The organism is Ancylobacter koreensis, from assembly GCF_023016525.1.
Classification (GTDB): Bacteria; Pseudomonadota; Alphaproteobacteria; order Rhizobiales; family Xanthobacteraceae; genus Ancylobacter; species Ancylobacter koreensis.
In genome coordinates, this window is record NZ_JALKCG010000001.1 from 1,179,496 (window position 1) to 1,196,418 (window position 16,923).

At 70.8% G+C, this 16,923-nt stretch carries 17 protein-coding genes and 2 tRNA genes; 7 read left to right on the forward strand and 12 right to left on the reverse strand.

What is annotated here, in order from left to right; all coding sequences use genetic code 11:
- Window positions 1–43: 43 nt before the first annotated feature.
- Together MWN33_RS05425 and MWN33_RS05430 are read right to left on the reverse strand one after the other, a co-directional pair.
- The gene (locus tag MWN33_RS05425; protein ID WP_247199395.1) at window positions 44–1,426 is read right to left on the reverse strand and encodes an aminotransferase; all 1,383 of its coding nucleotides are present in this window, start codon (window positions 1,424–1,426) and stop codon (window positions 44–46) included.
- A 91-nt stretch (window positions 1,427–1,517) separates the two neighbouring features.
- Window positions 1,518–2,876 carry an extensin-like domain-containing protein gene (locus tag MWN33_RS05430; RefSeq protein WP_247199397.1) on the reverse strand — a complete coding sequence of 453 codons (1,359 nt, stop codon included), beginning with the start codon at window positions 2,874–2,876 and terminating at the stop codon, window positions 1,518–1,520.
- 45 nt (window positions 2,877–2,921) lie between these two features.
- Between MWN33_RS05430 and MWN33_RS05435 the strand changes: the two genes are divergently transcribed.
- Both MWN33_RS05435 and MWN33_RS05440 read left to right on the forward strand, forming a co-directional pair.
- On the forward strand, window positions 2,922–3,641 hold the full coding sequence (locus MWN33_RS05435; RefSeq protein WP_247199399.1) for an HAD family hydrolase: 720 nt from the start codon (window positions 2,922–2,924) through the stop codon (window positions 3,639–3,641).
- Window positions 3,642–3,669: 28 nt separating this feature from the next.
- Window positions 3,670–4,455: a DUF1499 domain-containing protein gene (locus tag MWN33_RS05440; RefSeq protein ID WP_247199401.1), complete on the forward strand. Its 786-nt coding sequence runs from the start codon at window positions 3,670–3,672 to the stop codon at window positions 4,453–4,455.
- 9 nt (window positions 4,456–4,464) lie between these two features.
- Here MWN33_RS05440 and MWN33_RS05445 read toward each other — a convergent pair whose 3' ends face one another.
- Window positions 4,465–5,391, reverse strand: a complete 927-nt coding sequence (locus tag MWN33_RS05445; protein WP_247199403.1) for an MBL fold metallo-hydrolase — start codon at window positions 5,389–5,391, stop codon at window positions 4,465–4,467.
- 120 nt (window positions 5,392–5,511) lie between these two features.
- Here MWN33_RS05445 and MWN33_RS05450 point away from each other — a divergent pair, with 120 nt between their 5' ends.
- Window positions 5,512–6,126: a carbonic anhydrase gene (locus MWN33_RS05450; protein ID WP_247199405.1), complete on the forward strand. Its 615-nt coding sequence runs from the start codon at window positions 5,512–5,514 to the stop codon at window positions 6,124–6,126.
- An 82-nt stretch (window positions 6,127–6,208) separates the two neighbouring features.
- On the opposite strand, the gene MWN33_RS05455 is transcribed toward MWN33_RS05450, so the two are convergent.
- Both MWN33_RS05455 and MWN33_RS05460 read right to left on the reverse strand, forming a co-directional pair.
- Window positions 6,209–7,123, reverse strand: a complete 915-nt coding sequence (locus tag MWN33_RS05455) for an amidoligase family protein (protein ID WP_247199407.1) — start codon at window positions 7,121–7,123, stop codon at window positions 6,209–6,211.
- 134 nt (window positions 7,124–7,257) lie between these two features.
- Window positions 7,258–7,334 (reverse strand) — tRNA-Pro (locus MWN33_RS05460).
- A 213-nt stretch (window positions 7,335–7,547) separates the two neighbouring features.
- Here MWN33_RS05460 and MWN33_RS05465 point away from each other — a divergent pair.
- Window positions 7,548–7,622: transfer RNA gene (locus MWN33_RS05465), tRNA-Gln, on the forward strand.
- A 49-nt stretch (window positions 7,623–7,671) separates the two neighbouring features.
- Window positions 7,672–8,412 (forward strand): aspartate/glutamate racemase family protein, encoded by a 741-nt coding sequence (locus MWN33_RS05470; protein WP_247199409.1) that lies wholly within the window; start codon window positions 7,672–7,674, stop codon window positions 8,410–8,412.
- Window positions 8,413–8,423: 11 nt separating this feature from the next.
- Here the strand turns inward: MWN33_RS05470 and MWN33_RS05475 are convergent, their stop codons facing one another.
- From MWN33_RS05475 to MWN33_RS05505, 7 genes are all read right to left on the reverse strand, one after another.
- A complete protein-coding gene (locus tag MWN33_RS05475) occupies window positions 8,424–8,885 on the reverse strand; it encodes a MarR family winged helix-turn-helix transcriptional regulator (protein ID WP_247199411.1) in 462 nt (153 codons plus the stop codon).
- Window positions 8,886–8,977: 92 nt separating this feature from the next.
- Entirely contained in the window at window positions 8,978–9,694 is a 717-nt protein-coding gene (locus MWN33_RS05480) for an ABC transporter ATP-binding protein (protein ID WP_247199413.1), read from the reverse strand.
- The gene (locus MWN33_RS05485; protein WP_247199415.1) at window positions 9,691–10,461 is read right to left on the reverse strand and encodes an ABC transporter ATP-binding protein; all 771 of its coding nucleotides are present in this window, start codon (window positions 10,459–10,461) and stop codon (window positions 9,691–9,693) included. Before MWN33_RS05485 ends, MWN33_RS05480 begins: the two co-directional genes overlap by 4 nt.
- Window positions 10,458–12,344 carry an ABC transporter permease gene (locus tag MWN33_RS05490; RefSeq protein WP_247199417.1) on the reverse strand — a complete coding sequence of 629 codons (1,887 nt, stop codon included), beginning with the start codon at window positions 12,342–12,344 and terminating at the stop codon, window positions 10,458–10,460. The genes MWN33_RS05485 and MWN33_RS05490 overlap by 4 nt, the downstream gene beginning before the upstream one ends.
- A 30-nt stretch (window positions 12,345–12,374) precedes the next feature.
- Window positions 12,375–13,613, reverse strand: coding sequence for an ABC transporter substrate-binding protein (locus MWN33_RS05495; RefSeq protein ID WP_247199418.1), 1,239 nt, complete (start codon window positions 13,611–13,613; stop codon window positions 12,375–12,377).
- A 102-nt stretch (window positions 13,614–13,715) separates the two neighbouring features.
- On the reverse strand, window positions 13,716–14,618 hold the full coding sequence (locus tag MWN33_RS05500; protein WP_247199420.1) for a DMT family transporter: 903 nt from the start codon (window positions 14,616–14,618) through the stop codon (window positions 13,716–13,718).
- Window positions 14,619–14,622: 4 nt separating this feature from the next.
- The gene (locus tag MWN33_RS05505; RefSeq protein WP_247199422.1) at window positions 14,623–15,165 is read right to left on the reverse strand and encodes a GNAT family N-acetyltransferase; all 543 of its coding nucleotides are present in this window, start codon (window positions 15,163–15,165) and stop codon (window positions 14,623–14,625) included.
- A 195-nt stretch (window positions 15,166–15,360) separates the two neighbouring features.
- Here MWN33_RS05505 and MWN33_RS05510 point away from each other — a divergent pair, with 195 nt between their 5' ends.
- Together MWN33_RS05510 and MWN33_RS05515 are read left to right on the forward strand one after the other, a co-directional pair.
- Window positions 15,361–15,837: a hypothetical protein gene (locus tag MWN33_RS05510; RefSeq protein WP_247199424.1), complete on the forward strand. Its 477-nt coding sequence runs from the start codon at window positions 15,361–15,363 to the stop codon at window positions 15,835–15,837.
- Between the two features lie 199 nt (window positions 15,838–16,036).
- The gene (locus MWN33_RS05515; RefSeq protein ID WP_247199425.1) at window positions 16,037–16,915 is read left to right on the forward strand and encodes a L,D-transpeptidase; all 879 of its coding nucleotides are present in this window, start codon (window positions 16,037–16,039) and stop codon (window positions 16,913–16,915) included.
- The last annotated feature ends 8 nt before the right edge of the window (window positions 16,916–16,923 follow it).

The following is a 16,923-nucleotide window of genomic DNA, read 5'->3' on the forward strand; positions in this document are numbered from 1 at the left end:
GCTCCCGCCTGCTGGACCGGGATGACGACGATCCCGGCGCGGCTCACGCCGCCAGCAGCTTCTCGCGCACGGCCCAGTCGAGTGTCCTGTCGAGCGCGCGGGTGAGGCGATCGAACAGTTCGTCGATTTCCGCCGGCGAGATCACCAGCGGCGGGCAGATGGTGACGGCATCGCCGAACACGTTGCGCAGGATCAGCCCCTCCTGCTGGCAGAACGCCACCGTCTTGGCGGCCACCCCCAGCTTGGGGTCGAACTGGTGCTTGGTCTTCTTGTCGGCCACCAGCTCGATGCCGGCGACGAGCCCGGCGCCGCGCGCCTCGCCCACCAGCGGATGGTCTTCCAGCGCCGCGCGGCGGGCGGCGAACTGCGGGATCTTGGCCCGCACCCGCTCGAAGATGCTCTCGCGCTCGTAGATTTCCAGCGTCTTCACCGCCACGGCGGCGGCCACCGGATGGCCGGAATAGGTGTAGCCGTGGCCGAAGCTGCCGAGCTTGGCGCTCTCCGTCAGCAGCGCCTCGTACATGATCTCCGGGATCATCACCGCGCCGATGGGCTGGTAGGCCGAGGACAGTGCCTTGGCGATCGAGATCGAGTCCGGCTTCATCTCCATGGCCTCGGAACCGAAAGTGGTGCCGAGCCGGCCGAAGCCGCAGATGACCTCGTCGGCGATGAAGAAGACGTCGTACTTCTCAAGCACCGCCTGGATCTTCGGGTAGTAGGTCTTCGGCGGCACGATGACGCCGCCCGCGCCCATCACCGGCTCGGCGATGAAGGCGGCGACCGTCTCCGGCCCCTCGGCGAGGATCAGCGCCTCAAGGTCGGCGGCGAGGCGGGTGGCGAAATCTTCCTCGCTCTCCCCGGCCTCGGCGAGGCGGTAGTGGTGCGGGCAGGTGGTGTGGCGCACGCCGGCGATGGGCAGGTCGAAATCATTGTGGTTGCCGGCGAGGCCGGTGAGCGAGGCCGAGGCGATGGTAACGCCGTGATAGGCCCGCATGCGCGAGATGATCTTCTTCTTCTTCGGCCGGCCGAGCGCGTTGTTCATGTACCAGACGAGCTTCATCTGGGTGTCGTTGGCTTCCGAGCCCGAGCAGGTGAAGAACACCTTGGAGATCGGCACCGGGGCCATCTCCTTCAGCTTCTCCGCAAGCTCGATGGCCGGGTCGTGGCTCTTGCCGCCGAAGATGTGGGTGAAGGGCAGCTTGCGCATCTGCTCCGCCGCCGCCTCGACCAGCTCCTCATTGCCGTAGCCGAGCGCGGTGCACCACAGGCCGGCCATGCCTTCGAGATAGGGCTTGCCGTCGACATCCGTCACCCACACGCCCTTGCCGCGCTCAAGGATGAGCGGGCCCGTCTCGCGCACCGCGACGAGATTCGTGTAGGGATGGATCAGGGTCTCGACGTCGCGAGCCTGAAGATTGGTGAGCATGGCCGTAACTCCGCCGGCAGGGGTGTCGTAGGCGCTCACCCTAGATCGCCGGAGCCCATGCCGGAAGCGCACCCTTGGTCGGAGCGGGGCGCTATCGACCGGAATCGCCGCCCGACGCTGCGGTATCGGGCGCGGGAGCATCCTCCGGCGCGTCCTCCGCAGCCTCCGGCGTCTCAGCGGCGGCGGGCGTTTGCGGCGGTTTGGCGGTCGGCTTGGGCACCCGCGCCACGGCCGGGCCGGTCGCCCAGCGGCAGAGCACCGCACCCGAGCGCCGCTCCGCGCGGTCGACATGCAGGTGCTCCTCGTGGAAGCCGTCCGAGCCGGGGCCGAGAATGGTGGTGAAGCCGGCGCAGGCGCTGGTCTTCAGCCGTTCCTGGAAGGCGACCGGCATCGCCGTCTCGCCGCTGCCGGCCCGGGGCGCGCCGATGACGAAGCGCCGCCCGTCCGTCAGCACATAGCCGCGCGTGTCGAGCGCGTTGCCGCGCCCGTGCTCGCTGATCTTCGCGCCGGCAACGCGGTTGCGCGGCCGGCACTGCTGGGAGGCGGCCACCAGCACCTTGTCGAGCGGCGCGCCGAGCGTGGCGACCGCCGGCTCGACCTCGTCGCGCAGCCAGTTCGCCACGGAGGCGGCCATCTCGCAGCGGAGCACGGCGGCCGGCTCCAGCGTGACGAGGCGCCCGTCCTTCATGCGCACGGCGGAAAGGCTCACGCCCCGGTCGACCGTGCACGCGCTCTTGGTCGCCGTCACGGTGACGGTGGTGAAGACGCCGATATCCTCGTTCGAGAGTTCGGGGCAGACGGTAGGCACCGGCTCCTTGGCCTCGGCAGCCATCTCGGTGGAGGGCTGTACGGCTGCCGGGGGCAGCGCAGCGAGGCGCTCCGGCGCCGGGGGCGGCAGCGGCACGGTTCGCGTCGCCGGCGGCGCGGCAATGGCGGGAGCGGAAGCGGCGGCCTGGGGCGGGACAGGCCCGGTCGCGGCCGGCGCCGTTGCGACGGGTTTCTCGGGCGCTGGCGCGCGGGCGGCCGTCTCTGTCGCCGGGCGGGGCTCGGGACGCGGGGCCACGGGCGCTGGCGATGGCGCGGCCGCCTGACGGTCGGCGGCCGGCGGGGGAACGACCTGCGGGGCGGCGATCTCCGGCGCGGGCAAGGATGCCGGCGCCGCCTCGACATCCGGCGCGGCGGCGGCCTGCTCTTTCGCCTCAATCGGCCGGCGCGGCGGCAGCGGCATGGCCGCGGCGCTCGCGGCCGGCTTCTTGGCGCGCGTGGAGGGCTTGCGCGGCGTCGCATTCTGCGGCCCGACCCCGAGCCAGTCGCCGAGCTGGCGGTTGATCGCGGTGCCGGTCTGGTCGATCGACTGACGCAGTTCCTCTCCCTGGGCAGGGCCCGTGAGGGCGAGCCCGAGAGCGACGAGGGCGGCCCAGGGCCGCAATGGGAGGCTGTGGAATTTCATGCTATCAGGCCCCCTCGAACGACTGCAAAACGGCTGCACCCACATATGAACGCCCCGCGCGCCATTCTGTTCGACAAGGACGGAACTCTTGTCGATTTCGACCGTACCTGGGGCCCGGCTGCCGGTGAGGTGATGCGCCGGCTGGCGGACGGCGACGGCGCGGCGCTGAAGGCGCTCCAGCAGGTCAGCCACTACCTGCCGGAGGAGCGGCGCTTTCTCCAGACTTCGCCGCTCATCGCCGGCTCCTCGCGGCAGTACGGCCCGCTCTGGGCCGACGTGCTCGACCGGGTGGCGGACCTCGATTTCTACCGCGAGGTCGACCGCCTGTTCCGCGAGGAAGGCGAGCGCCATCTCACCCCGCTCGGCCAGCCGGCGCAGTCCCTCGCCCGGCTGCATGCGCTCGGAATGCCGCTCGGCATCGCCACCAACGACGCCGAGCGCGGCGCGCGGCTGCAGGCCGGGCGGCTCGGCCTCGATACCTATCTGAGCGCCATTTACGGCCATGATTCCGGCTACGGCTCCAAGCCCGCGCCGGGCATGGTCGAGGCGTTCTGCCGCTTCACCGGCCTGCCGCCCGGCGACATCGCGCTGGTCGGGGACACCCGCCATGATCTCGATACCGCCCGCGCTGCCGGTGCCCGTGCCATCCTCGTGCGCTGCGGCCCCGGTCCGGTCGATGCCTTCGCCCATGAGGCCGACCTCGTCGTTGACACGGTGGAGGAGCTGGCCGACATCATCGTCGCGCGCGCCGAGGCTGCGGCGTGACGAGAGGCAAGGGAAGGAGCGCGGCCCGATGATCCGCCGGCGGCTCTATGTCGAGGAACGCATGTCGCGGCTCGCGGTCTGGAGCCTGCGCACGGCGGTCTTCGCCTTTCCCGTGACCTTCATCGGGGCGGTGCTGTTCGCCACCGAGACGCTGGATTTCCGCAGCGCCGCCTACACCGTGCTGGCCGGCGTCGGCGTTTCCGTAGTGGCGCTGCTGCTCGCCTTCGCCGGCTTCGTCGTCATCTGGAACGAGGGGCTCAAGGGCCTTGGCCGGGTGCTCGGCGCCGCCGCGCTGGCGCTGATGCTGATCATGCCGACCGCGACCATCGCCGCGCTGGGCATCGGCAAGCGCACCCTGCCGGATGTGACCACCGACACCGAGGATCCCCCGGATTTCGTCACCCTCGGCGCGGTGCGCTCGCGCGCTTCCAACGCTCTCGCCTATCCCGGCGAGGCGCTTTCCGGACGCCAGCTCGACCTCTATCCCGGCATCAAGCCGCTGAGCTTCGATGCGCCGCCGGAAGAGATCTACCGCGCCATGCTGGCGCTGGTAACGCGGCACAAATGGCTCGTCGTCGACGCCGTGCCGCCGCGCGGCGAGCGCGACGGGCGCATCGAGGCGGTGGCGCGCAGCCTGCCCTTCGGCCTGCGCGACGACCTCGTGGTGCGGGTGCGCCGCACCGCCGGCGGCGCGCGCGTCGACATCCGCTCGGTGGCGCGCAATGGCGAGCGCGATTTCGGCTCGAACGCCCGGCGCGTCGACCAGATGCTGTCGGAGATCGCCGACCAGCAGGGCCGCCCGCGCCGCCAGTGAGCGCGGCTCTCACGGCAGCCGGTAGAGACCGCCGAGCACGGCCGGGCCGTCGGTGAGCACGTCGCCGCGCTCCGTCAGGTCTTCCATATGCGCAAGCGTCGACAGGCCCGCCGCATGGGCGAGGCGCGGATCGAGCCCGAAATAGATCGCCCGCACGATATCGGGTATCGCCATCGGCCCGCGCTCCAGCGCGCGCAGGATCGCGCGCTCGCGCGACTGGCGGTGGCGCAGGAAGCGCTCGACGAAGGCCGGCCCCTGCCGGATCGGCCCGCCATGGCCGGGCAGGTAGAAGCTTTCGGGCCGCGCGTGCAGCCGGCGCAGCGAATCCATATAGGCGCTCATCGAGCCGTCGGGCGGGGCCACGATGGTGGTGGACCAGCCCATCACATGGTCGCCGACGAAGATGACGCCTTCGGATCGCGCCGCATCGGCTTCGAGGACGAACGCCATGTGATTGGCGGTATGGCCCGGCGTGGCCAGTGCCGTCAGCGCCCAGCCGGCGCCTTCCACGCGCGCGCCATCGGCCAGCGCGACATCGGGCAGGAAGGAGCGGTCGCCGGAGGCGTCGAGCGTGTTCACCTCCTGCGCGTGCAGCCTCCGCGCGGCGCGGTGCGGCCCCTCGGCATAGGTCGGCGCGCCGGTCGCCGCCTTCAGCGCCGCCAGCGCGCCGCTGTGGTCGCGATGGGTGTGGGTGAGGAAGATGTGGGTCACGCTCTCGCCGGGAATGGCCGCGAGCACGGCGGCCAGGTGATCGGCATTGTCCGGGCCGGGGTCGATGATCGCAACCTCGCCTTCGCCGACGATATAGGTGCAGGTGCCGGTGAAGGTGAACGGTCCGGGATTGGGCGCCAGCACGCGCCGCACGCCGGGTGCCACCATTTCGACCGCGCCGGGCACGGCATCGAAGCGCCGCTCGAAGGGAATGTCCTCAGCCATGGTCTCTTCTTCCCCAGCGTAAGTATCGGCGGGCGCAGCCGGATCGCGCGCGGCCGTTTGCGTGCCGGCCCCGGCACGGTTATTCACTAATGCGCGGCGTGCCTATCGCAAGGGTGACGGATGGACAAACTACTGGACGGCTATCGCCGGTTTCGCGCCACCTCCTGGCCGGACCGCAAGGCGCTGTTCGAAAGGCTTGCGGCTCTCGGCCAGAAGCCGCAGACGCTGGTGATCGCCTGCTCGGACAGCCGGGTCGATCCCAGCATGATCTTCGACGCCGGGCCGGGCGAGCTCTTCGTCGTGCGCAACGTCGCCAATCTGGTGCCGCCCTACACCGCCCCCGACAACGCCCATCACGGCACCAGCGCGGCGATCGAGTTCGCCGTGCGGGTGCTGGAGGTGCGCCAGATCGTCGTGCTCGGCCACGCCCTGTGCGGCGGCGCCGGGGCGCTGATCGACGGGGCGCCGGAACAGGCGCAGGACTTCCTGCCGGACTGGATCAAGATTGCCGGCCCGGCGCGCGATATCGCGCTGAACCTCAGCGACGATCCCGCCGAGCAGCGCCGCATCCTGGAGCACCAGTGCGTCAAGCTCTCGCTGCGCAATCTGGAGACCTTCCCCTGGCTGCGCGAGCGTCTGGAAGACGGTCGCCTGACGTTGCAGGGCGCCTATTTCGCGGTGGCGACGGGTGTGCTGGAGCGCCTGAAGCCGGACGGCACCTTCGCGCCGGCCTGACGCAGCGGCGCCGCGCGGGCGAGGGGCCGCGCGGAATGCACGCAGCCGGCTAAACGGCCGGGGTTAAAACCCTTTGCCGGCGTCAGGTGGCACGTGCGTCGGCCCCGTCGCGCAGTGCCGCCGCTAGCCGTTCCGGGTCGGCGGCGAACTGCTCGACCTCGACCCAGCGGTTCCAGTCCGGCGCCAACGACCAGCCGGGCCGGCCGACATGGGCGACTGGAAGCCGGTAATGCAGCACGGCGCGCGGCTTGGCCTTGCCGCGTATGCGCGGAGCGACGTGTTCGGGAAACAGGTGCAGGAACAGCGGCAGCAGGTCCAGCGCGCGATGGCGCGTCGGGTTGGCGAGAACATAGTCGTCCGCGAGCTGCCGCAGGTCCGGCCGGTAGGCAGGCGAGAGTACCCGCGCCGCATAGCCGGCGGGGTAGGGCGCCGGCGCGTGCCAGCGCGCCGCCGGGCTGGTCAGGCTCTGCGCCCGCAGCCGCGCCTCCAGCAGCAGGAAGGCCTGCAGCACGGTCAGCACGCGGGCCGCGTCGGGCGCCGCCGCTGCGATGTTGAAATGCAGCCCCAGCGAGCCGAAGGCGTTGGCGCCGTCCCCTGCAGCGCCGGCCCGGCGCAACGGCTCCAGGGCGGCATCGAGCGCAGGCAGCGATTCCGGTAACAGCGGCCCCGTCACCAGCTCGCGCGGGACGAAAGGGTGCACGGCGGCGCCGAGCCAGCCGGCAACGGGACGAAGCCACGGCAGCGGATAGTCGGCGCGCTGGGGATGCACATGGCGCATGTCGAGCTCGACTCCAAGGCTGCCGAGCCGCGAGCCGTCCACGCGAAAGGCGTGCGGCCCCTCCTCGACCACTACGCCGCCCAGCGCGCCGGCGAGGCAGAGCGCCGCCGCGCACTCGGAAAGACGGGTGAACTCGATCTCGACGCCGATGCGGCGCGGCACGCCGTCCGGCCCGAGCGGGACCGGAAGGGGCTGGAAGCGGTAGGGAGAATCTTTCAAGCGCGGAGCGGACCTAAGGGAAGCATCATCCGCATATGGGAGCGCCGGCCGCCTTGTCCAGACGCCGTCCGCAGCGGGCGCCCGAGGGCGTACGCTTCGCTTCGGCAGACAGCTGGAAAATCTCGGGAAATTAGTGGTCGGAGTGGCAGGATTTGAACCTGCGACCCCCTCGTCCCGAACGAGGTGCGCTACCAGGCTGCGCTACACTCCGGCATGGCGCGAGCCTCTAGCATGCCCCCGCGCAGCCCCGCAAGGGGCGGGTGAAGATGTCGGTGGATGATTGTGCACAAGCATGCCGCTCCTCGACGGCGGCATGTTGCCGATGCGGCCCCCCGCGGCGGTTCCATGCGGTGCCGAGGTTGAAAGGCGCGGCAAGCTGTGGCTATGTCCGCGCCCACGGCCGGCGCCGGCGCGCCCGGCCCGTTGGGGCGTCGCCAAGCGGTAAGGCAGGGGATTTTGATTCCCCCATGCGGAGGTTCGAATCCTCCCGCCCCAGCCAGCGCCCGTGCTAGAAGCGCACACGTCCCCTCCACGCGGCAGGCCGTCCCTTGCGCATCCATCTCGTCAATCCCAACACCACCCGTTCGATGACCGACAAGATCGCCGCCGCCGCGCGCGCCGTGGCCGCGCCGGGGACCGAGATCGTGGCGGCGACCTCCGTCATGGGGCCGGCCTCGATCGAGGGCCATTATGACGACGCGCTGGCGCTGCCCGGCCTGCTGGCGGCGATCGGCGAGGCCGAGGCGGCCGGCGTGGATGCCCATATCATCGCCTGTTTCGACGATACCGGGCTCGACGCCGCCCGCACGCTGGCGCGCGCGCCGGTGGTCGGCATCGGTGAAGCCGGCTTCCACATGGCGAGCCTGATCGCGCATCGCTTCTCGGTGGTGACGACGCTTTCGCGCTCGATCCCTGTGATCGAGGCCAATCTGATGCGTTCCGGGCTCGACCGGCGCTGCGCCGCCGTGCGCGCCTCGGAAGTCGCGGTGCTGGAACTGGAGGCCCCCGCCTCCGACGCACGCGCCCGCATCTCCGCCGAGATCGGCCGCGCGGTGCGCGAGGATCGCGCGGAGGCGGTGGTGCTTGGCTGTGCCGGCATGGCGGACCTTGCCCGCGCGCTGGGCGAGGAGCATGGCGTTCCCGTCATTGACGGCGTGGCGAGCGCGGTGGCGCTGGCCGAGGGGCTGGTGAGGGTGGGGCTTTCCACCTCCAAGGCCGGCGCCTATGCGTCGCCGCGCCCGAAGCCCTATGCGGGGATACTCGCGGCCTTCGCGCCGCGCGGCGGCTGACCGGCGCGCACTCAGCCGAGCTTGCGCAGCAGGCGCACAACCTGGAGGCGCTCTTCCTCCGTGAGCGGCTCCAGCGTCGCGTCGGTGATCTCCTCGGCCACCACGATGGCGGCGTCGGCAACCGCACGGCCGCGCTCCGACAGGCCGACGGCGCGCCGGCGCCGGTCCAGCGGGTCGTCGGCGGTCAGCACGAAGCCGCGCGCGCGCAGGCGGTCGACAACGCCCTTGATGGTGGCCGCGTCGAGATAGACGAGCCGGCCGAGCCGGTTCTGCGAACACGGGCCGATCTCGCGCAGCTTGGCGAGCGTAGCGAATTGCGGCGGCGTCAGGCCCTCGATCATCCGCGCCGCGAACAGCGCCGTATGGCGCTGGCTGGCGACACGCATGAGAAAGCCCACCTGCTCGCCGAGCCGGTACGAATCAATCGCCGAAGCCGTGACGTCCGCAACCTCGTCAGGGCTGTCCGGATCCATTGGCCCTCTTCCCCCCGAAGACAACCGTTATCGCCGCCATCAGAGCACAATTGAGCCGGCTCGCAAACGCAAGAGTCGGAAAGAGGATAAAACTACTTCAGCTTAGTGAATAAACCGACGGAATCGCTTCCGGCCGGAAGCGCATCAATCCCGCCCTGCCATCGCATCTCGCCCTGCTCCATGACATAGGCGCGGTTACATATCGCCTCGCAGAGCAAAGAATTCTGTTCCGAGATCAGGAAGGACATTCCGCTTGCCTTGAGACGCAGCAGCGCCCCGATCATTTGTTCTACAATGATCGGCGCAACTCCTTCCGAGGGTTCATCGAGGATTAGCAACTCAGGATTGCCAACAAGAGATCTCGCGACCGCCAACATCTGCTGCTCGCCGCCCGACATGCTTCCCCCCGCCCGCGCGCGCAGCCCCGCCAGATGCGGGAACAGCTCGAAGATGGCGGCGTCGGTCCAGAGCGAGGCGGCGCCCGGGCGGCGGCCGAGGTCGAGATTTTCCGCCACGGTCAGATCGGTGAAGATGCGCCGGTCCTCCGGCACGTAGCCGATGCCGAGCCGCGCCACCTCATGGGTCGGCAGGGCGGCGATGTCGCGGCCGGCAAAGGCCATACGGCGGGCGCGGCGCCGGACCAGCCCCATCAGCGCTTTCATCGTGGTGGACTTGCCGGCGCCGTTGCGCCCGACCAGCGCTACGGCCTCGCCGCGCCCTACGGTGAAGGACAGGTCGAACAGGATCTGCGCCTCGCCGTACCAGGCGGCGAGGCCCTCGATGTCGAGCAGCGTCGGCACCGACCTCATGGCCGTGCCTCCGTCGGAGCGCCGCCGAGATAGACCTCGCGCACCAGCGGGTCGCGGCGCACCTCATCGACGCCTCCGTTCGCAATGAGGCGCCCGCGCGCCAGCACGATCACCCGGTCGGCATGGCCGAACACCACATCCATGGAATGCTCGGTGAACAGCACGGCGAGGCCGCGCGCGCGGGTGAGTGCCTGCACCAGCGCGATCATCTCGCGCCGCTCGGTGCCCGCCATGCCGGCGGTCGGCTCGTCCATCAGCAGCAGGCGCGGTTCGCCGGCCAGCGCCATGGCAAGCTCCAGCCGTTTGACGTCGCCATAGGCCAGCGTGCTGGCCGGGCGGTCGGCCTGCGCCGCCATGCCGGTCTGGGCCAGCAGGTCGAGCGCCTGTTCCCGCCCCAGCCGGCGCGCGGGGCGCCAGAGGTCGAAGGTGCCGCCCCGTGCGGCGGCGAGCGCGGTCTGCACATTCTGCGCCGCCGTCATCGAGCCGAACACGGCCGCGACCTGAAAGGTGCGCCCCACCCCCAACGCGGCGATGCGACGGGGCGGCAGGCCGGTGATGACGCGCCCGCCGAGGCGCACCGCGCCGGCATCCGGCCGAAGCTGGCCGTTGACGATGTTGAAACAGGTCGACTTGCCCGCCCCGTTCGGCCCGATCAGCGCCAGCAATTCGCCGGCGGCGACGTCGAAGCTCACCCCGTCAACCGCGCGCACGCCGCCATAGCTCTTGGTCAGGTCGCGTACTTCGAGCACGGGGGCGCCGGCGTTCATCGGGCATTCCCGGCGCGCCGCAGGCCGCCGGCGATGCCGGAGGGAAACAGCAGCACGACGGCGAGGATGACGGCGCCGAGCAAGGCACGCCAGTAATCGGTCTCGCGCATCACCATGTCCTGCAGCAGGGTGAAGCCGCCGGCGCCGAGCACGGGACCCATCAGGCTCTGAACGCCACCGAGCAGCACCATCACCAGCCCATCGATCGAGCGCCCGACCGAGATCGCCTCCGGCGAGATCGAGCCCTTGGCGAAGGCGAACAGCGCCCCGGCGGCGCCGCACAGCGTGCCGGCGAGCGCGAAGGCGAGCCAGCGCACCCGCGCCACGGGAATGCCGGAGGCTTCCGCCCGTAGGCTCGAATCGCGCCCCGCCCGCAGCGCGAAGCCGAAGGGGGCGAAGACGACGCGGCGTATCAGGAAAAGGCCGGCGAGCGTCACCGCCAGCGCGGCGAGGTAGAGGCCGGCCGGCTCGTCGAACGGCGCCTGCGGCCAGACGCCGAACATGCCGTTCGAGCCGCCCGTGACCTCCTCCCACTGATAGACGATGGACCAGACGATCTGCGCGAAGGCGAGCGTCAGCATGGCGAAATAGACGCCCTCCAGCCGCACGCAGAACCAGCCGAACAGCGTCGCGCCCATCGCCGCCGTGCCGATCCCCATCGCGAAGGCCAGCGGGGTCGGGGCGCCGAGCCGGGTGGCCGCGAAGGCCGCTCCATAGGCGCCGAGGCCGAAATAGGCGGCGTGGCCGAAGGAGGCCATGCCGCCCGGCCCCATGATGAAGTGCAGCGAGGCGGCGAACAGCGCCGCGATCACCATGTCGAGCGCCAGCACCGGCGCATAGGCGAAGAACTGGCCGATCAGCGGCACGGCAGCGAACAGCGCGACGGCAACGAGCACGAGGACAGCGCCGCGCCTGCCGAGCGGGGCGGGCGCCGGCTCGGCACGGGCGCGCGTGGTGGCCGGCGGCTGCGGGCGGCCGAACAGGCCGTGCGGGCGCAGGATAAGCACCAGTGCCATGACGAGGAACTCGGCCACCAGCGTGAGGCGCGACATGTTGAAGGCGTAGCCGGCGATGTCGACGACGCCGAGCGCGGTGCACAGCGCCTTCACCTCGGCCACCAGCACGGCGGCGAGATAGGCGCCGCTGATCGAGCCCATGCCGCCGACCACCACCACGACGAACGCGTCGCCCAGCACGGAAAGGTCGATGGCGAGATTGGCCGGTTCGCGCGCCATCTGCAGCGCGCCGCCGAGCCCGGCGACGCCGGCACCGAGCGCGAAGACGGCGGTGAACAGCAGCGCCTCGTTGATGCCGAGTGCGGCGACCATCTCGCGGTCCTGCGTGGCGGCACGGATCAGCCGCCCGAAGCGCGTGCGCCTCAGCAGCAGGTGCAGCCCGAGAAGCACCGCCGGGCCGGCGAGCGCGAGGAAAAGGTCATATTGCGGCAGGCGGCGGCCGAGGAGATCGACAGCCCCGGAGAGGCCGGGCGCGCGCGGCCCCAGAATGTCCTCCGGTCCCCACAGGAACAGCACCGCGTCGCTGATGACGAGCAGCAGCGCGAAGGTGGCGAGGAGCTGGTAGAGCTCGGGCGCGCGATAGAGCCGGCGCAGCAGCACCATCTCGACGAGCGCGCCGAGCAGCGCCACCGCCAGCGTCGCGACGAGGATGCCGCCCCAGAAGCCGGCCGCGCCGCCGATCCACGGCGAGAGGGCGGGGGCGAGCGTGACGGCGAGGTACAGCCCCAGCATGTAGAAGGAGCCATGCGCCATGTTCACGATGCGGGTGACGCCGAAGATGATCGACAGGCCGGCGGCGACGAGGAACAGGCCGGAGGCCGAGGCGAGGCCGTTGACCGCCTGGAACAGAAGTGAATCGAGCGACATAAGCCGTTTCCGACCCTCGGCCTTGCGCGCTCAGTCGGCCGCCGGGCGCAGCTTTGCGGTCTCGGCGTCGGAGGGCAGCACGCTCGCGCCGTCGACATAGACGGGATCGAGCATCACGCCGCGTCCCTCCTTCACCCCCAGCGTGCCGACATAGGCCCCAAGCGTCGCCTGATGGTCGCTGGCGCGGAAGGTGAAGGGCCCGAACGGCCCGTCGACGGCGAGGCCCGAAAAGGCGGCGACCAGCTTCTCGGTATCGGTGCTGCCCGCCTTCTCGATGCCGGCGGCAATGGACTTGATGGTGGTGTAGCCGACGATGGAGCCGAGCCGGGGATGGTCGCCATAGGCGGCCTGATAGGCATCTAGGAAGGCTTTATGCTCGGGCGTGGGGATGGCGTACCAGGGATAGCCCGTCACCACCCAGCCGGCCGGGGTCTCGTCCTTGAGCGGGTCGAGATATTCCGGCTCACCCGACAGAAGGCTGACCACGAAGGCGCCATCGAGCGCGCCGCGCGTGTTGGCCTCGCGCACGAAGCGGGCGAGGTCGGGGCCGAACAGCACGTTGAACACGGCGTCGGGCTTCGCGTCGGCGATGGCCTGCGTCACTGCGCCGGCGTCGATCTTGCCGAGCGGGGTGGCCTGCTCGGCGACGATTTCGACATCGGGCTGGGCGGCCTTGAGGAGCGTCTTGAAGGTCTCGGCGGCGGACTGGCCGTATTCGTAATTGGGATAGACCAGCGCCCAGCGCTTGCGCTTGGCTGCGGTCGCGGCCGGCAGCAGCATCGCCACCTGCATGTAGGTGGAGGGTCGCAGGCGGAAGGTGTAGCGGTTGCCGTCGCTCCAGGTGAGCTTGTCGGTCAGCGGCTCGGCGGCGAGGAAGAACACCTTGCGCCGCTTGGCGTAGTCGGCGACGGCGAGACCGACATGCGACAGGAAGGTGCCGGTGATGAGGTCCACCTTCTCGCGCGTCACCAGCTCTTCCGCCGCGCGCACCGCATCGCCCGGGTTGCCGCCGTCGTCGCGCGCGATCAGCTCCAGCGGCCGGCCGAGCACGCCGCCGGCGGCGTTCACCTGATCGAGCGCGAGCTGCATTCCCTTGCGATAGGGGTCGAGGAAGGCGGGCTGCGATTTGTAGCTGTTGAGCTCGCCGATTCGGATCGGCTCGGCCGCCCGGCCCGGCACAGTGTCGACGAGCAGGCCCGCCACCAGCGCGGCCGCACCGAAAAGCGCCGTGCGGAAGAAGCGCGAACGGCTCAAGCTCGTGGGACGCATGCGGACTCTCCGGTGAACGCGGCCGGCGGGGAGGGGAGATGTTGTCGACAGCCTAGCGTCTCCGGCCCACCGGTCCAGCCCCGTCTTGCCGCACCGGCGCCCTCACGGGCCGATTTCGACCTCGGGCTCGGGCACGGAGGAAGCGCGGCGGGAGGCGACGAGCGCGCCCCCGACGATGAGCGCCGCGCCGAGCAGCGTGCCGGCGGAAGGGATTTCGCCGAAGGCCAGCAGCCCGATGCCCACCGCCCAGACGAAGGCGGTGTATTCCAGCACGCCCAGCCGGCTGGCGTCCGCCCGTCCATAGGCCCAGGCCATGCACAGGTGCCCCGCCGTGCCGAGCGCGCCGATGGTGAAGAACACCAGCACCTCACCGAGCGTCGGCAGGGTCCATTGCACGATGCCGAGCGGAGCGAGCAGCGTGCCGGCGAAGGCGTTCTGCAGCAGCACGATGGTCGGCAGCGGATCGCGCGCGGCGCGGCTCTTCAGCGTCACCATGGCGAGCGCGTAGGTGATCGCCGAGGCGATGGCGGCGGCGAGGCCGAGCGCGTTGGTGTCGCCCCCCGCGTGCGCGGCGGGCTCGATCTCGCTCCACAGCACCACCAGCACGCCGATGAAGCCGAGCCCGAGGGCGATGAGGATGGAGCGCCCCGGCCGCTCGCCCAGCAGCGCGGCGGCGAACAGGGCGATGAAGATCGGCGAGGTGAAGGACAGCGCCAGCGCCACCGCGAGCGGCAGCACCGCCAGCGAGTAGAAGAAGAAGAACGCGGTAGCCGCGACCACGACGGAGCGCCAGGCGTGCGGGCGCACGATCTCCATGGAGGGCAGGGCGGTGCGTGTCGCGCGGAACACCGCGAACGCCACCAGCGCGCCGAAGCCGTAGCGCATCAGCGCGATCTGGCCGATTCCATGCGTGCCGGCGGCGTATTTGATCAGCCCGTCCATGACCGACAGGATGCCGATGCCGGCCACCGCCACCATGGCGGGGCCGGCCTGAAACCTGGCCATGTTCTCAGCTTTCCATCGCGGGCAGGGGCATCGCAGGCGGCGCGAGGGCGCGAGCCGGCGTCAGCCGGTAGGGATATTCGAAGGTGGCGGACAGGTCATGGCACTCCCGCGCGCCCGGCCCGCGAACGAAGCCGCAGGCCTCGTAGAAGCGGTGGGCGTCGGTGAAGCGGGTGTCGGTCCACAGCCGCACCTCACCGGCGCCGGCGGCTTCCGCACGGGCGAGCGCGGTCGCCATCAGCGCGCGGGCGACGCCGCGCCGGCGGGCGATGCGGGCGACGTAGACTTTGACGATCTCCATCGCCCCCTCGGGCGCGTCGGCGTCGCGGGCCGGCAAGAGGCCGAGCGAGCCGATGACCGTGCCGCCGTCCTCGGCGACCCAGATCGTGCCGCCGCGCGCGGCGAAATGGCCGGCGATGGCGTCGAGCTCGGGGAATTCGGCCGCGCGGTCGAACACGCAGCCCTCATATTCGGCAAAGGCCGCAGCGATGAGGCCGGCGATGGCGTCGCCATCGGCGTCCGTCGCCGCGCGGATGAGGAAATCATTCACCTGGGACACTCCGGCCCGACGCTCGGCCCATTTTTCCGCCACAGCTTGCGGAAGGTTCGACGTCGGGGCGCGGCCGGACTATGTTCGGCTGGCCTTCTGGCGTAAAGCTCAATCATTATGCTGGAGTCAGATTCCGGAGGGCTGTCGCGTCCGCGTCGCGTCGCCGTCCGGCAGCCATCCGTTCCGGAGTGCTCAATGATCGCATCCTACCGTGTCGTCCGCCTGGCTTTTCTCGCGGCTCTCGCGGCCATCCTCGCGGGCTGCGCGAGTTCGCCGGCCCCGCAGCGCGTGGAGCCGGCCATGCCGCGCTACACCTCGCCGATCACGCCGCAGCAGGTCGTGGGCAAGTGGGGTCTGGCCGCCTATCACCGGCCGGAGGACGCGGCGCGCACGGAAGCCCAGGCCCGGCAGGGCTGCCGCCAGCCCTATGTGATCAATGCCGGCCCGTCCGGTGGCTTCATGATGTATCTGGCCGACGATTCGCAGCCTTCCGAGGTGGTGTCGAAGCAGGTCGGCACCGGGCCGATCTATATCGGCCTGCCGAACGAGCCGCCCGGCGCGCAGTCCGACCGCGAGGTGGTGCGCTTCGACGGTCAGGTGCTGGTGCTCAAATGGCTCGACCCCGAAGTGGCCGGCCGCTACGGCACCATGGTCTATGTCCGCTGCCCCTGACGGCGACGGATCGAACGCGTTGCCACGCCGGCGCGGCAGTCGCCTGACGCGCCGGATTTCCCTGCGCTCCTAAGGGTCCATTAACCATAGGGTATCACCCTACGGTCAATTCCCTGGGGGCTGCAGCGACATGCGCGGTGATTCGATTTCCGCCCGGTTCCGATCCGGCCTGAGCGCGGGCGCCTCGCGGCGCAGCGCTTTGGTTCTCGCCACCCTCGTCGTGACGGCCGGCCCGGCGGCGGCGCAGAGCGGCGGCGGCATTTACGGTTACCAGTCCTCCTACCAGCTTTATTCGCGCGCTGCGGCCTCGGGCGGTTCGGGCTGGCGGCCCGGCGCCGGCCTCGTCTATCCCGGCGGCAATGTCTATCCGCCCCCGCGCCCGAGCGTCGATGTCGGCGTGCCCGATTCCGGCGGCGTGTACGGCTATGCCGGTGCGCCGGACGGCTCTCCCGGGGGCTATGCCGCGAGCCCGGCGCCATCTCCCGCTCCCGCGCGGACGCCTCCGCCGGCGCGCCCCGCCGGCAGCCGCACGGCGGCGCTCGCCACCGGCTACGCCGAGGTCGAGCCGGATTATTACGAGGAGGACGCCGCCCCGATGCCGGTCTACCGGCGGGCGACCGGCGCCAAGGGCGTCGACCGCAAGTTCGACCGCAAGCTGGTGCGCTACACCAGCGCCGACCCGGCCGGCACCATCATCGTCGATACCGGGGCGCGCTATCTCTATCTCGTGCAGGGCAACGGCACGGCGGTGCGCTACGGTATCGGCGTCGGCAAGGAAGGCTTCCAGTGGTCCGGCAGCGAGCGCATCGCCCGCAAGGCCGAGTGGCCGGAATGGCGCCCGCCGGCCGAGATGATCCAGCGCCGGCCCGACCTGCCGCGCGTCATGGCCGGCGGCGAGGACAACCCGCTGGGCGCGCGCGCCCTGTATCTGGGCAAGACGCTCTACCGCATCCACGGCTCCAACGAGCCGGAGACCATCGGGCAGGCGGTGTCCTCCGGCTGCATCCGCATGCGCAACGAGGACATCATCGACCTCTACGATCGGGTGAACATTGGCACGCTGGTGCGGGTCATCTGACGCCGCGC

Excerpts from the sequence above, each read along its gene's own strand:
- MWN33_RS05510 (WP_247199424.1), top strand. The coding sequence starts at position 15,361 with ATGATCGCATCCTACCGTGTCGTCCGCCTGGCTTTTCTCGCGGCTCTC.
- MWN33_RS05450 (WP_247199405.1), top strand. The coding sequence starts at position 5,512 with ATGGACAAACTACTGGACGGCTATCGCCGGTTTCGCGCCACCTCCTGG.
- MWN33_RS05435 (WP_247199399.1), top strand. The coding sequence starts at position 2,922 with ATGAACGCCCCGCGCGCCATTCTGTTCGACAAGGACGGAACTCTTGTC.
- MWN33_RS05430 (WP_247199397.1), bottom strand. The coding sequence starts at position 2,876 with ATGAAATTCCACAGCCTCCCATTGCGGCCCTGGGCCGCCCTCGTCGCT.
- MWN33_RS05445 (WP_247199403.1), bottom strand. The coding sequence starts at position 5,391 with ATGGCTGAGGACATTCCCTTCGAGCGGCGCTTCGATGCCGTGCCCGGC.
- MWN33_RS05425 (WP_247199395.1), bottom strand. The coding sequence starts at position 1,426 with ATGCTCACCAATCTTCAGGCTCGCGACGTCGAGACCCTGATCCATCCC.
- MWN33_RS05475 (WP_247199411.1), bottom strand. The coding sequence starts at position 8,885 with ATGGATCCGGACAGCCCTGACGAGGTTGCGGACGTCACGGCTTCGGCG.
- MWN33_RS05495 (WP_247199418.1), bottom strand. The coding sequence starts at position 13,613 with ATGCGTCCCACGAGCTTGAGCCGTTCGCGCTTCTTCCGCACGGCGCTT.
- MWN33_RS05440 (WP_247199401.1), top strand. The coding sequence starts at position 3,670 with ATGATCCGCCGGCGGCTCTATGTCGAGGAACGCATGTCGCGGCTCGCG.
- MWN33_RS05485 (WP_247199415.1), bottom strand. The coding sequence starts at position 10,461 with ATGAACGCCGGCGCCCCCGTGCTCGAAGTACGCGACCTGACCAAGAGC.
- MWN33_RS05500 (WP_247199420.1), bottom strand. The coding sequence starts at position 14,618 with ATGGCCAGGTTTCAGGCCGGCCCCGCCATGGTGGCGGTGGCCGGCATC.
- MWN33_RS05480 (WP_247199413.1), bottom strand. The coding sequence starts at position 9,694 with ATGAGGTCGGTGCCGACGCTGCTCGACATCGAGGGCCTCGCCGCCTGG.
- MWN33_RS05490 (WP_247199417.1), bottom strand. The coding sequence starts at position 12,344 with ATGTCGCTCGATTCACTTCTGTTCCAGGCGGTCAACGGCCTCGCCTCG.